The sequence below is a fragment of the Arcicella rosea genome, from assembly GCF_040543805.1.
Lineage (GTDB): Bacteria > Bacteroidota > Bacteroidia > Cytophagales > Spirosomataceae > Arcicella > Arcicella rosea.
The window spans coordinates 97,775-111,799 of the sequence record NZ_JBEUMS010000007.1 but is presented as its reverse complement, the minus strand read 5'-3'; the positions used below and the strand labels follow the sequence as shown (position 1 = coordinate 111,799).

Here is a 14,025-nt window from a genome sequence, read left to right as displayed (position 1 = left end):
GGATTTCTGTAAATTTGTAAAAAATTACAAAAAATGGATTTACAAGCAAGAATTGACGCATTCGTAAACTTAGGAGATTTTCTAAAAAACGAAGACAATCAATCAGTAATTGAGGAATGGGCAGATAGGGCTTCACATCAAAACAATTGGTTTACACTAGAAAATACCAGAAAATCTATTCAATCAATTGCTGATTTTTATTTGGATAGGAATTTGTTGGAAAGTTGGGCAGGTTTATACGAAATCCCAGACAGACCACAAATTATTAAAAGTATTGGAGTAATAATGGCTGGAAACATTCCAGCAGTCGGGTTTCATGATTTGTTGACCGTGGTTATTTCAGGACATGAATGTGTGGCTAAAGTAAGTTCCCAGGATTCTGTTTTAATGTTGGCTTTAATTGAAAAATTATTGGAAATTAATCCAGCTTTAGGAATTAGAATTAGCGAGAAAATGAACGAAGTCGATGCTTTAATTGCTACAGGTTCTGATAATTCAGCTCGTTATTTTGAATATTACTTCAGGAATAAGCCACATATCATCAGACAAAATAGAAGTTCTGTAGCCATATTAAATAGTAATGAAACGGAAGATGATTTTTTAAATCTTGGTAAAGACATTACTGACTATTATGGTTTAGGTTGTAGAAACATTTCTAAATTTTACGTACCGCAAGATTACGATTTCGTAAATTTCTATGATAGTATTGAATCGCTTGGTGATATTTTCTATCATAATAAGTACAAAAATAATTACGACTATAATAAATCTATTTATTTGGTCAATCAAGTACATCATTACGATAATGGCTTTTTGATTTTAACAGAAAATGATTCTTTGGTCTCTCCTATTTCTGTTATTTTTTATGAAGTGTATCAAAACAAGGAAGATTTATCACAAAAAATCAGCGCAAATACAGATAAAATTCAATGTATTGTTTCAAAAGAAGCTTGGTTTGAAGGAAGTATTCCTTTCGGAGAAACGCAAAAACCCAAACTTTGGGATTATGCAGATGGTGTAGATACGATGTTGTTCTTATTATCGTTGAATGATTAAACAAAAAGAGTACTCATTTCTAAATCAATGAGTACTCTTTTTATTTTTACTCTGCTCTTATTAGTGTTACAGTTTTTCCAAAAATTGGATTCCCTAGAAACCCTCTAACATCTAAAGTATTTTTATTTTTCAGTGATAGTTTTCCAGAAACAGTTCTTCCCGTTCTCACATCGTAAATTTCTCCCTTCGTCCAGCTGTTATTTCCTTCAAAAACAAATCTGTTAAAAATTGACAAGCCTAAAACCGCTCTTGAACGAAGTTTTTCTTCTGGATTTTTTTCATCTACAATAGCTTTCCCATTGATAAGAGGAGATTTCAGCCATACAATTTTTCCAAAATACTGATTATCGTGTTTGAAAATTTGAATTTTAGATGCTTTATCCTGCGTAAACCACATTCCTACTATTTCTTCTGAACCGTCATTACTTTTAAAGGAACACAACAAAAAAAGTAAAGGCAATAATTTATGAAACTTCATGAACATTTTTAGATAAATAGAATTGGTAAATTTTAAAAGAAATAAATGCCGACAAAACGCCTACTCCAGCACCGGCTAATACATCAAGCGGATAATGAACACCAACATAAATACGACTATACGAAACAATTATTGCCCATACAAAAAGATATTTAACCCAAGTATATTCTTTGCCAACTAATAATAAAAGGCTCATTGCCAAAGTAAAAGAATTGGCAGCGTGTGATGAACAAAAGCCAAATTGTCCGCCACAATTGCCAACAACATGTACTAAATGTTGAATGGTTGGTTCATGACAAGGACGAAGTCTTTCAACAAGTGGCTTAAAAAACGATGAACAAATCTGATCTGCCAACGCTACGCTTACAATTATAGTAAGTAACATGGGCAAAGATTGCTTTTTATATCGCCAAATAATTAAACCAATAATGGCTATATAAAGCGGAATCCAAGAATTTCGTCCTGAAATCCAAGCCATTATTGGGTCGAAGGTATTGTTATGCAAAGAATTAAGCCATAAAAATACTTCTGTGTCAAGTTGATTCATCAGAATTATTTTATGCCCTTAAAAATTCATTTTTTCACGAACTCTTTCCATTGTTGCTTTAGCAATTATTGCTGCTTTGGCTTCTCCTTCTTGCAATTTTTGTTCTAGCTCATTCGTATTGTTCATATAATAATTAAACAATTCTCTTTCCTTGGCAAATTCACGTACTAATACTTGATGCAAAGCTTGTTTTGCATGTCCATAACCGTAACCTCCTGCTAAGTAATTTGCTTTCATTTCTTCAATTTCATCGTTAGTTGCTACTAAAGAATAAAGTTTGAAAACATTATCTGTTTCGGGATTTTTAGGTTCTTCCAACGGAGTAGCATCAGTAACAATCTTCTTCACAGATTTCAACAATTCTTTTTCATCTAAGAAAATATCAATGTAATTTCCATAAGATTTTGACATTTTTTGTCCATCAGTTCCGGGAATCACCATCACTGTTTCGTCAATTTTCGCTTCAGGAATTACCAGTGTATTTTCGCCGTATTGGTTATTGAAAGCCCCGCCTAAATCTCTTGTCATTTCAAGATGTTGACGTTGGTCACGACCCACTGGAACCAAATGAGCATCATAAAGCATTATATCTGCAGCTTGTAAAACTGGATAAGTAAATAAACCAGCGTTTACATTGGCTAATTTTTCAGATTTTTCTTTGAAACTATGTCCATTTGCCAACATCGGAAATGGCGTAAAACAGCTTAAATACCACATTAACTCTGTGTGATAACCTGCTAATTTTGATTGACGATAGAAAAAATTCTTATCGGCATCAAAACCGCAAGCTAACCAAGCTGCAGCAATAGCATAAGTATTTTCACGAAGTTGCTTGCCATCTTTTAATGAAGTAAGCGTATGCAAATCAGCAATGAATAAAAAAGATTCATTGGCTGGATTTTTTGATAATTCGATGGCTGGACGAATGGCACCCAGAACATTCCCTAAATGTGGTCTGCCTGATGCTTGTATGCCTGTTAGAATTCGCATTTTAAAAAGAGTATAATCGTAAACTGTTTTGTGTAATTATTGTTATTATTCTACAAAATTGATTAAAATCCATGAATCCATCAAATCAAGCTTACTCGATTTAACGGAAATCATGAATTAAGTATTTTTATTTGTACAAATTATCATTTCAACGTTTTAAAATTCTAAACAATGTCTGTTCCTTCTTCCACTTTCAATTACCTGAATCAACTTAAAGAAAATAATACTCGTGAATGGTTTCATGCCAACAAAAAAACTTACGATGGCGTAAAAGCTAATTTTGAAGTTACTATTAAAGAATTGATTGGCTCAATTGCCGCTTTTGAAGACATGACTGGCGTTGAAGTAAAAGACTGCAATTACAGAATAGCGAGAGACGTTCGTTTTACGAAAGATAAAGCGCCTTATAAAACGTGGTTGTCTGCTAGTTTTTCGGCAGGTGGAAGAAAATCTGGCAGAATGGATTATTATCTTCACATTGAAGACAATAAATCTTTTCTTGGCGGCGGAATGTACTCGCCTACTCCAGAACAATTAGCAAAACTCCGACAAGAAATTGATTATAATGCGCAGGAATTGAAGTCAATTATTTATAATCCTGAATTTGTAAAAATGTTTGGAGAAGCAGAAGGAGAATCTGTAAAATCTGCGCCAAAAGGTTATTCAAAAGAGCATCCAGAAATTGAATTACTTCGAAAAAAGCAATTATTCTTTTGGCATCAGTTTTCAAATAAAGAAGTAAGTGCTGATAACTTTGTTCAAAAAGTCACTGAAGCGTGTTTTACCTTAAAACCTTACTTAGACTTTTTGAACTATGTTTTCTTTGATGACCAAGAACCTGAAATAAAGTTATAGTCTATAGAATTGTGGCTAACACATTATTTGAAACTTTATTCGGTTTCTTTAATACGTATTCTGCCATCACAGGGAAATGGTCTGACATATTAATATCCGACATCGTATAACAAGATTTTACTTGCCATTCTGAACTAAAGAATTGTTGGTCTATTCTTACACAATATGGTTGTCTGTTAAGTGTAAAGCCCAGACCTTTTCCTACTTCTTCAAAGGCATTTTTAAAACTTAAACTTAATTTTCCATAAGCATATCCAAAAGGTGTTTCATTGAAATCTCCACAAATAATTACTGGATATTTACTTCCCGAAACATACGATTCTATTTCTTTCAATTGTTCATTGCGATATTCAAAACCTTCTTTCATTTTCTGGAAAGTGTCCACAATTTCAAAAGCAAATTGTTTGAATTCTCCATTTTTCAAAGCATCGATACTTTGGTTAATCCTCACTCCCATCGACCATAAATGGGCGTTTACGACTCTTACGGTATCATTTCCATAAGCTATGTCTGCACAAATAAATCCATTGATTTTAGGGCCATAAGCTTTATCCCAAATTTTGCTGTACTGATTAACAATTGGATATTGTGAAAACAAAGCCAAACCTACAGAACGACATTCTTCAAATTCAGTCAATTTTTCAATTTTATTTTTGAATTGAATCTCAACATTCTGATTAGGAGAATACTCTTGAAAACAAGCAATATCAGATTTTAAAACTGCCCATTTATCATTGCTTTCATCATTCTCGGCAAAACATTCTCCATTAAAACTCAATACTTTTAGCGTATTTAAAGAAGTAATTTGTTCGGCGTTTTGATTAATCCCAACAAAACGTTTAATAATTGGAAAAGCCATTAGCACCCAAATAAAACCAATTGTTGCCACTACTTTCTGATTTTTATACAACAAATAGCTACTTCCGCCTAAACCAAAAACAATAGCCAAGGGTAAACTCATCATGATAAAGCCAGTTGCCCAATGGTCGAAAATTGGATAATGACAAAATGCCATTGTAGTGAACAAATACAGTAATGATGTGTAAGCAATTGGAAATTCGCTGAATTTCTTATAAGCAATTCGTAACCAATCAATAATTATTGAAAATATTAAACTTGGCAACACGAAAAATATTTGGAAGAATCTGATGTATAATATCATGGTATTAGTGGGTTTTGGGTGTGTTCTGGAAAAATGTGTCGAACAACGAATAACTGTACTCTTATTAAAAACAAAGACGATGTTTGTTCAACATCGTCTTTCAGTTTTACTCATTCCATTGATTACTTTACTTGAAATGAACCATTTCCGATTTTGAACCCTTCAGAATATAGCTCAATGCTATATTTACCTGATTGATAAGGAGCGCTTTTTCCGTAAATGATGTCCACTTTTTGGTCATTGTTTTCAAATGGAACACTTTGTTTGAAGCTGTACCCTATCTCTTTTCCATCATTACTAACTGTTCCTGCTGAGCCGTCTTCACTAACAACAGCTCCGTTTTGGTCAAGAATTCTAACAAAAATCTCTTTGTTATTTTTCTCAGCCACAGGATTTGAAGGCATGATAAATGAAATCTTTAATTTATTGATTTTCGATGCTTTGTATAAACCACCCTCACGAACTTTACCATTTGATGCTAAAGCTGCAACTTGAACGTTGATTGCTTTCATAGCACTTGCTAAAGTTACTTTACGTTTCAAATCATCATTTTGTGAAGTATATTCAGAAACTGTTTGAACCAAATTAGCTTTTTCAGTTTTTAAACCAGTATTTTCAGTCAATACTTGTTGTTTTTCTTCTTCAAGAGTTTTTGTGCGAGCTAACAAAGTGCCATTCTCTTCTTGTAATTTGCGAATGTCTTCGTCTTTTACAACTAAGAAGTTTTCGTACTCTTTAATTTTAGCGTCATATTTCTGAACAGAAAAGTTAAAATCAGATTTTAATTTCTTTTTATCGCTTTCTAATTGAGCTTTTACGTTTTCTAATTCTGTAACATTTCCACCTAGTTTTTGAATTTCAGCAATCTTTTCATTCAAAACGATAGAAATAGAATCTAGCTTAATTTGAGTACTTGATAACTGTTCAACTTTTGAAGTAATTGATTGTTGAAGCTCAAAAGTTTCATTTCTTGCTCCCATAAATAAGTAACTCAATAAAGCTACAACTCCGATTAAAACACCGATGGCAATTTTAAATACACCTTGATTGTTGTTTGATTCCATGATTGTTTCTGATTTAAGTAATTGTTGTTGTTTTGATGATACAAACTAACTACCCTTAACTTAAACAAGAATTAAACTCACCTTAAATTTACCTTAAAATTACTCAGTGACTTTTGGGAACCATAAAGTGAAGACTGTTCCGTTTTCATCAGAAATTACTTCTACTTCTCCTTTGTGGAGACGAGTAACCTGTGAAACGATTGCCAAACCAACGCCGTGACCTTTAGTAGCTTGCGCTGTAGCATTACTTCGATAGAATGGATGGAAAATAAAAGGTAAATCTGCCGCAGGAATGATAGGACCTTTGTTCATGAAAGAGATTTTAATGCCGCTCTCATTTGCCAAAAAATTAACGACTACAGTATTATCGTCAGAAAATTTACAAGCATTATCCATTAAATTTATTAGAACAACCTTTAATGAAGCTTCATTTCCTTGAAGTATTAAAGCTTCTTCATCATCTGGAAAATCTAAGAAATTAATCTGAACGTTGTAATCTTCATGCCATTTTTGAAGCTGTCCTTTGGTTTCCCAAAGTAATTCATCAATTCTGATAGGTGTTTTTTGAACACTTTCAGAACTGACAATTGTATTGGCTAAATTCAGTAATGTGTTCGTCAGTTGAATCAAAGTTGTCGTATCTTCTTTTAAAGAATTTAAACTTTGTTCATATACTTCTGGACTACGCTTTTGCATCAAAGCAATATCAATTTGCGAATAGATTTTTGTAAGCGGATTCTTCAATTCATGTGAAACATTGGCAATAAACATTTTTTGCATCACCAAAGCATCTTCAATTCTATCCAATAATTGATTAAAAGTAGCGACCAATAAACCGATTTCGTCTGAACGGTTTGGATGTTCTACTCTTTTGGCAACATATTCTGGAAAAATTCCATTTACTTGTTTAATAATGCCAGACATCGGAGCGAGTGCCCTTCCTGCAAAAAACCAACCCGATAAACCTAACAATAAAATACCCGCCAAAATCATGATTAAGAGTATTCTCCTTAAATCATCAAGTGCTTCAGTGCCATTTTTATCAATCGCACTGACGATTACCCAATTATCAGCACTTCCTTTTTTAAGATGAATTCCTAATACTTTATAATCGCCAATTTCAGTGAAAGTAGTTATTTGGTCAGATTTCATCAAGGGCAAAAGCTGTTGATGTGAGAACATTTTACCATTATTGGACGAAAAAATAATAGTTTTAGCATTTTCATCATACACAGAAATACTTTCATCAATCAATAATTCTTTATCTGAAATATTGACCAATTTTAATACCGTAGAGTCAGTTGCTTGTAAATCAAAAAGTAAAGTAGTGGTAGTAATGGCACGGTCTTGAAGACGTTTGAAGAAACGTTTTTCAAGATAAAGTTTACTAAAAAAATAAACCCCTATCGAAAAAAGTAGCAAAATAGCAGTTACCAATGCCATGAATTGGTAAGTAAGTCTTGAGCGAATATTGATCATCAATTTGGCATTTTCAGTACGTAACCCATTCCAATTTGCGTATGTAATAGTTTGGTATCGAAATCTTTATCAATTTTTTTACGGACAAAATTCACATATACTTCTATGACATTCGTTCCTGTATCAAAAGTTACGTCCCAGATTTTTTCAGCTAATTCGGCTTTAGAAATTACTCTTCCCTGATGTCTGATAAAGTACTCTAATAATGAAAACTCTTTGGCAGTTAATATGATTTCTTTGCCCGCTCTCGAAACACTTTTGGTGTCTAAATCCATTTCTAAATCCGCAATTTTCAACACATTTGCTGTTTGAATTGCCCCAATACTTCTACGAGTAAGGGCACGAATTCTTGCCATTAACTCTTTAAATTCAAAAGGTTTTACGAGATAGTCATCCGCTCCGCTGTCTAATCCAATAATTTTATCGTCGGTTGTGCCAAGTGCTGTCAGCAGAAGAATTGGGAAAGAAATGCCGTTTGCTCGTAGCTTTTTACAAAGCTCCAAGCCATTGATACCCGGCAAGATTATATCAGAAATGATTAAATTATAATGATTGCGTGAAGCCAATTGAAAACCCATCAATCCATCATAAGCAACATCTACTTCACATTGCTGTTCTTCAAGCCCTTGTTTGATGAGCTGCACCGTCTTTATTTCGTCCTCTATTACTAATATTCTCATACGATGTTATTTTGCTTTAATCAAAATTAAGGAATATTAAGCAGAAAGAACTACTCTAAAAATGGTAAAGAGTGGATTTTAAGGGAATTTTAATGTTTAATGAAGATTTATCAAATAGAAGAATTCGCCATTTATTTAATTTCCAGCAAAATAGATTTTACAATATCAAACCTTTCTATCGTTAATAAATGTCCATTTTCTGGCAAATAAATTAACCGCCTCGGAGCATTTTTTAAAGCATCAGATACAAATTGTCCATTGGTTGTTTCTATAACCCAATCTTTTCCACCTTGTAAAATAGTCACAGGGCAAGTAATTTTCTCCCAAGACGGTAGTAATTTCTTTAATTCAGCTACATGGCTAAATTTTTCGCTACTAGCAGTATTAATATATTGTGGTAAAAATAGCCTTGAAAACTTGGTATTAACAGGCTTAGAAAACCACCAAAACTTTTCAGTGGATGGGTCACAAGCGGGAGAAACTACGATTAATTCTTTTATTAGTTTAGGGTAATCGGCTGCCATTCTTGCCGCAATTCCTGCGCCATACGAACGCCCAAACAATACTACTTTCGTTGGATTTTTATGTTTGATGATTTCATACAATATTTTGGCTTGCTCTTCAATAGAAGTAACCGTTTTGCCAGATTTGTTATAACCAGCACGGTCGGGGACAACAATTTGATATTTTTTTAACAACAAACTATCCGATAAAAATTCTTTATAACCAAACCAAGCACCGGGTGCACCATGAATCAAAAAAAGCATTGGTTGAGTGCTATCACCAGCAGAAGCGTAAAAATACTTTTTTCCTGCAAAATTTAAGTATGAAAATTGAGGTTTGGGCGGATGTTCAATATAATACTTATCGACTGCCTTATCATTCATTTTGAAACCTTTCAAACATGAAAAACAACTTAACAATAAGATAGATATACAGAATTTATGAAATGTCTTCAAGAAAATGTTTCTGATTTAATGATAAATTTATTTTGTTCCACTCTATTGTTTTGGTTTGTGGAAACTGCCTGATGGCACAATCTTGAATTTTACAATGATGGCAACATTCTGGCAAACAAGGGTCTGCATGAATGAAAAACTCAACGTTTGAATCAAATTCTTTTCCTAAAATCTCTTCAAATTCATGCACAGTATCATGTACTCTATCTAAAACCCAATAATTAGGAAGCGTAAGATGGCAATCAATATGCAAATCAGCCCCATATTGTTGTATTCTAAGGTTGTGAACATCAATCCATTCAGCTTTTTGATTATTTTTTAAGATTTCAACCATGCTGTGAAGTGTACTATCATTCGTTTCGTCCATTAAACCACCGATAGATTTCCTCATGATTTTAATGCCACTGATTCCCATAAAAATGGCAAAAATAATCGAAGCAACACCATCAATCCATAAAGCACCCGTCAGAATAATTAAGCCAATGGCAACAATTAAAATAATTCCACTCAAAGCATCTAATTTCAAGTGTTTTCCATCGGCAATCAATGTCGGAGAATTTTGTTTTTCTCCTTCTTTTTCTATCACATATCCTAAATAAAAGTTGATAATTGCCCCAGCTGAAATGATGACAATGCCTATATTAAGGTCGTTCAAAGGCAAAGGATTGACAAAACCTTGTACCGAGTGAAAAATGATAAAAATACTTGCCAAAGTAATCAGCACGCCTTCTAATCCCGCTGAAAAAAACTCAATTTTCCCATGACCATAAGGATGATTCAAGTCTTTCGGTAACGATGCTAAAAAAACAGCATAAAAAGCAAAACCGCTGGCTACTACATTAATAATTGATTCTAGGGCATCCGTTAAAATAGCACTAGAATATGTTAAGTAATAAGCAATAAATTTTACAATCATCAATATTGTACTAACTACAAATGATGTAAGGATTAATCTATATTTAGTGGACATTATTCAAATATTTAAGCACAAAGGTACGAAATTCAAATTTTAATTTTAGAACTTACTATTATACCTTTGCAAAATGACAAATTTTGAAAATCCTTGGAAGACGGTTTCGTCTCGTGAAGTATATGATAATCCGTGGGTAAATATTCGCCACGAAGAGGTAATAAAACCTAACGGCGAAGCAGGTATTTACGGTGTAGCTCATTTTAAAACAAGAGCTGCTGCAATTTTACCGCTCGACGAAAACAATAACACTTGGCTAGTTGGTCAATACAGATACACATTGGACGAATACTCTTGGGAAATTCCTATGGGTGGAGGTTCTTTTGAGGAAGATATTCAAGAATCGGCTCGCCGTGAATTGAAAGAAGAAACAGGAATAGAAGCTAAAAAATGGACTGATTTAGGAAGACTTCATACTTCAAATTCTGTAACAGACGAAGTTGGCTTTATGTTTTTGGCAGAAGATTTAACTTTTGGAGAATCTGAACCAGACGACACCGAAATTTTAGTGTTAAAAAAAGTAAGCTTGGAAGAAGCAGTTAGAATGGTAATGGATTCTGAAATCACAGACTCATTAAGTATTGCAACAATTCTGAAAGTGGCACGTTTGAAAGGAGTCTAATTTTATGATGAATGCAATTGTTTTTGGTTTCCTTTATGGATTCTTGTTATGCTTTACTTTTGGTCCGGCTTTTTTCAGGTTAATACAGACAAGTATTGACAATGGTTTTAAAAGAGGTGTTTTGATTGCTGGAGGAGTAACAGTAGCCGATGCCATTTTGATGTTTTGTGCAGTATTTGGGACGAGTTTCTTACCAAAACTTCAATATTTTAATCTCGGTATTGCCTTAGTTGGTGCATCTATTTTGTTTATTTTAGGTTTCAATAGCTTATTCAAACAGCAAACGCAATTGGTATATCCTAAATCAAAATTGGGTTCGTTTCTATATTATTTTACTTCTGGTATCCTTTTAAATTTACTAAATCCTTCCAATTATATTGCTGTTTTTGCCACTTCTACCTATCTCAGTAACGTAGAAGGCTTTTCAATCAATGAAACCATCGTTTTTTTTGTAGCAAGTTTATTTGCCACGATGTTAGCGGAATCGCTTATTGCATTCTATGCACAAAAAATGAAGAGAGTTTTAACTGCCAACATCTTAAAAAGAATCAATCAAGTTGCAGGCATTATCTTTATTATTTCTGGAATTCTAATACTTTGGAAACAGTTTTGGTAGGAATTCAGCAGAAAAATTGGTTAATGATATTTTTTACTTACTGATTTTCGCAGATATAATTGTCTGCGAAAATTAGCAAGTAAAACCTTCAAACTATTACTTAATATACGCTTCCCATTCAGCGATTAATTCTTTCTTTTTCAATACTCTTGGGAATTTATGTTGCCCACCAGTTTTACCTTTTGATTCCATAAAATCATAAAATGTTTTTACTGGTAAAACCGTAATTTCTAATCCTTTTAAGGCATGTTTTCTTTCTACAGGATAATCATCATTGATTTTACAAAGTGTTTCATCAATGAATTTTAGTAAGTCCTGAGCATCAACTTTATCGTCTGTACCAACATACCAATGATGACCGAAAGTTTCTTCTAATCTTTTACCAACAACGGTAAATTCTCTGACGTCAATATTGAAATTTTTACAAGCCAATTCAATGGCTTTATTCATATTATCTACCGAAAGGTGTTCTCCACAAAGACTTAAAAAGTGCTTTGTTCTTCCAGTAATGATAATTTCTGCATTTTTCTTATTGGTAAATTTAATGGTATCACCAATCAAATAACGCCAAGCACCCGAAACTGTAGAAATCAACAAAGCATATTCTTTGCCTTCTTCTACTTCATCAATCATCAATGTTTCTGGATATTGAACCATACTTCCGTCTTCATCAAAATTGCGGTCATTAAATGGAATAAATTCAAAGAAAATTCCATTGTTTAACACCAATTGCATATCGCTATTGGGATGCGTTTGATATGCCAAGAAACCTTCGGAAGCCAAATAAGTTTCGATATAAGTAATCGGGCGGCCTAATAATTTTTCAAATCCTTTTTTATAAGGTTCAAAACTTACGCCACCGTGACAGTAAATTTCTAAATTCGGCCAGATTTCATGGATATTTTTCAAATTATACTCTTTGATGATTTTCTCCATCAAAATCTGAATCCATGCAGGTACTCCTACAATAAAACCAATATCCCAATCTTTAGCTTTCTTCGTAATTTTATCTAGCTTTTCACTCCAATCAGCCGTTTCTGCAATGGTTTTACCCGGTTTATAGAAACGTTCAAACCAAAAAGGGATTTTCCCTGCGGTTATACCGCTTAAATCTCCTTCAAAATAATCGCCTTTGTCTTGCAGTTTTGTACTTCCTCCTAACATCAAATAGCCTTTTTCGTACAATTGAGAAGGTAAATTTTTATAAGCTGCCAATGCTAAAATCTGACGAATAGAAGTTCTATGAATGGCTTTTACCATATCCTTCGTTACAGGAATATGTTTTGAGGAAGCTTCGGAAGTACCAGAACTTAAGGCAAAATACTTTACGTTTCCCACCCAAGAAACGTTCTTTTCTCCTGCTAAAGTTTTATGCCACCATTCCGCAAACATTTTATTGTAATCGTAAACAGGGACAAGTTTTTTATATTTTGTATAGAATTCTTTATCGTCTGAAAACAAAGCAGCATTCATGATTTCCTCAAAATGATACTTTTCTCCGAACTGAGTAAAACGTCCTTTGTTCAATAATTTCACAAGTGTTTTACGCTGAAGTTTCGCTAAATTAGATTTTGGGCGTTTCATCAAACTCGTTAACCCAATACCTCTTTTTAAAATATTTCCGACTATTGCCATTGTTCAGGAATTAATTGCTACAAATTTAAAATTGTTGTTAAAACCATTCTTTAATGGTGTCAAGTGCTTGATAATCTGTCAAATCAAATTTTGCGGGAACAATCGACACATAGTTTTCAGCCAAAGCATCTTCGTCATTTCCGCCAGCGGTATCATCATTTTGAAGGAATCCGTCCATCCAATAATATTTTTTGCCATAAGGGTCTTGTCTTTCTTGGAAAGTCTCACGATACAAAGCATCCGTTTGGCGACAAATTTTAATTCCTTTGATGGCTTCTTCTGATTTTTTCGGGAAATTCACATTCAAAGCAATGCCTTTCGGTAAACCATTTTGAAGTACTTTCTTGGCAATCTGAACGATGTATTCTTCTGTATGAGAGAAATCTGCATCAGCCCCAAAATCACATAATGAAAAACCAATGGCTGGAATTCCTTCAATTGCCGCTTCAATCGCCGCCGACATTGTTCCACTATAAATTACTGAAATTGAAGAATTTGAACCATGATTAATGCCAGAAACAACTAAATCTATCTTTCTACCTTTCAACAAAAAGTGTTTCCCAAATTTGATACAATCAGCAGGAGTACCACTGCATTGATAAGCTTCTACGTTTGGTAAAAAATCTTTTACTGGATTCACTCTGAGCGGTCTGTCTAACGTAATGGCGTGCCCCATGCCAGATTGGTGGCTATCGGGTGCTACTACGACTACCTCCCCGATTTTCGACATAATTTCTGCTAATGTTTTTATCCCTTTCGCCGCTATTGAATCATCATTAGCAATCAATATGAGTGGTTTTTGCATTGTTTATAAACAGTATTTTTAATTTCTATACTTGCTGAATCAAATTTAAATTTTGACATTCTAACATTCTAATTATTATCATTAAATATCCAATAATAATACTAAAA

At 33.4% G+C, this 14,025-nt stretch carries 15 protein-coding genes; 4 read left to right on the top strand and 11 right to left on the bottom strand.

Features of this window, described 5'->3' with window-relative positions; all coding sequences use genetic code 11:
- Positions 1 to 33: 33 nt before the first annotated feature.
- A complete protein-coding gene (locus tag ABID42_RS10825) occupies positions 34 to 1,056 on the top strand; it encodes an aldehyde dehydrogenase family protein (protein WP_367283680.1) in 1,023 nt (340 codons plus the stop codon).
- 46 nt (positions 1,057 to 1,102) lie between these two features.
- Here ABID42_RS10825 and ABID42_RS10820 read toward each other — a convergent pair whose 3' ends face one another.
- The 3 genes from ABID42_RS10820 to trpS are packed head-to-tail and all read right to left on the bottom strand — an operon-like array spanning position 1,103 to position 3,071.
- Positions 1,103 to 1,534: a DUF2147 domain-containing protein gene (locus ABID42_RS10820; RefSeq protein ID WP_367283679.1), complete on the bottom strand. Its 432-nt coding sequence runs from the start codon at positions 1,532 to 1,534 to the stop codon at positions 1,103 to 1,105.
- A complete protein-coding gene (locus ABID42_RS10815; RefSeq protein WP_367283678.1) occupies positions 1,521 to 2,081 on the bottom strand; it encodes a phosphatase PAP2 family protein in 561 nt (186 codons plus the stop codon). The genes ABID42_RS10820 and ABID42_RS10815 overlap by 14 nt, the downstream gene beginning before the upstream one ends.
- Positions 2,082 to 2,099: 18 nt before the next feature.
- The gene (trpS, locus tag ABID42_RS10810) at positions 2,100 to 3,071 is read right to left on the bottom strand and encodes a tryptophan--tRNA ligase (protein ID WP_367283677.1); all 972 of its coding nucleotides are present in this window, start codon (positions 3,069 to 3,071) and stop codon (positions 2,100 to 2,102) included.
- Positions 3,072 to 3,242: 171 nt separating this feature from the next.
- Between trpS and ABID42_RS10805 the strand changes: the two genes are divergently transcribed.
- Positions 3,243 to 3,926 carry a DUF2461 domain-containing protein gene (locus ABID42_RS10805; RefSeq protein ID WP_367283676.1) on the top strand — a complete coding sequence of 228 codons (684 nt, stop codon included), beginning with the start codon at positions 3,243 to 3,245 and terminating at the stop codon, positions 3,924 to 3,926.
- 1 nt (position 3,927) lies between these two features.
- Here ABID42_RS10805 and ABID42_RS10800 read toward each other — a convergent pair whose 3' ends face one another.
- From ABID42_RS10800 to ABID42_RS10775, 6 genes are all read right to left on the bottom strand, one after another.
- Complete coding sequence (locus ABID42_RS10800) at positions 3,928 to 5,088, bottom strand: endonuclease/exonuclease/phosphatase family protein (RefSeq protein ID WP_367283675.1); 1,161 nt, start codon at positions 5,086 to 5,088, stop codon at positions 3,928 to 3,930.
- Between the two features lie 122 nt (positions 5,089 to 5,210).
- The gene (locus ABID42_RS10795) at positions 5,211 to 6,152 is read right to left on the bottom strand and encodes a DUF8428 domain-containing protein (RefSeq protein WP_367283674.1); all 942 of its coding nucleotides are present in this window, start codon (positions 6,150 to 6,152) and stop codon (positions 5,211 to 5,213) included.
- A gap of 99 nt (positions 6,153 to 6,251) precedes the next feature.
- The gene (locus ABID42_RS10790; protein WP_323258922.1) at positions 6,252 to 7,631 is read right to left on the bottom strand and encodes a sensor histidine kinase; all 1,380 of its coding nucleotides are present in this window, start codon (positions 7,629 to 7,631) and stop codon (positions 6,252 to 6,254) included.
- The gene (locus ABID42_RS10785; protein WP_323258920.1) at positions 7,631 to 8,311 is read right to left on the bottom strand and encodes a response regulator; all 681 of its coding nucleotides are present in this window, start codon (positions 8,309 to 8,311) and stop codon (positions 7,631 to 7,633) included. The genes ABID42_RS10790 and ABID42_RS10785 overlap by 1 nt, the downstream gene beginning before the upstream one ends.
- Before the next feature lie 131 nt (positions 8,312 to 8,442).
- Complete coding sequence (locus ABID42_RS10780) at positions 8,443 to 9,198, bottom strand: alpha/beta fold hydrolase (RefSeq protein ID WP_367283673.1); 756 nt, start codon at positions 9,196 to 9,198, stop codon at positions 8,443 to 8,445.
- Between the two features lie 55 nt (positions 9,199 to 9,253).
- Positions 9,254 to 10,240 carry a cation diffusion facilitator family transporter gene (locus tag ABID42_RS10775; RefSeq protein WP_323258916.1) on the bottom strand — a complete coding sequence of 329 codons (987 nt, stop codon included), beginning with the start codon at positions 10,238 to 10,240 and terminating at the stop codon, positions 9,254 to 9,256.
- A 73-nt stretch (positions 10,241 to 10,313) separates the two neighbouring features.
- Between ABID42_RS10775 and ABID42_RS10770 the strand changes: the two genes are divergently transcribed.
- Both ABID42_RS10770 and ABID42_RS10765 read left to right on the top strand, forming a co-directional pair.
- Positions 10,314 to 10,862 carry an NUDIX domain-containing protein gene (locus ABID42_RS10770; RefSeq protein ID WP_367283672.1) on the top strand — a complete coding sequence of 183 codons (549 nt, stop codon included), beginning with the start codon at positions 10,314 to 10,316 and terminating at the stop codon, positions 10,860 to 10,862.
- A gap of 4 nt (positions 10,863 to 10,866) precedes the next feature.
- On the top strand, positions 10,867 to 11,478 hold the full coding sequence (locus ABID42_RS10765; protein ID WP_367283671.1) for a LysE family translocator: 612 nt from the start codon (positions 10,867 to 10,869) through the stop codon (positions 11,476 to 11,478).
- Between the two features lie 96 nt (positions 11,479 to 11,574).
- On the opposite strand, the gene ABID42_RS10760 is transcribed toward ABID42_RS10765, so the two are convergent.
- Both ABID42_RS10760 and surE read right to left on the bottom strand, forming a co-directional pair.
- Positions 11,575 to 13,113: a GH3 family acyl-acid amido synthetase gene (locus ABID42_RS10760; RefSeq protein ID WP_367283670.1), complete on the bottom strand. Its 1,539-nt coding sequence runs from the start codon at positions 13,111 to 13,113 to the stop codon at positions 11,575 to 11,577.
- Positions 13,114 to 13,150: 37 nt separating this feature from the next.
- On the bottom strand, positions 13,151 to 13,918 hold the full coding sequence (gene surE, locus ABID42_RS10755) for a 5'/3'-nucleotidase SurE (protein WP_323258908.1): 768 nt from the start codon (positions 13,916 to 13,918) through the stop codon (positions 13,151 to 13,153).
- Positions 13,919 to 14,025 lie beyond the last annotated feature (107 nt).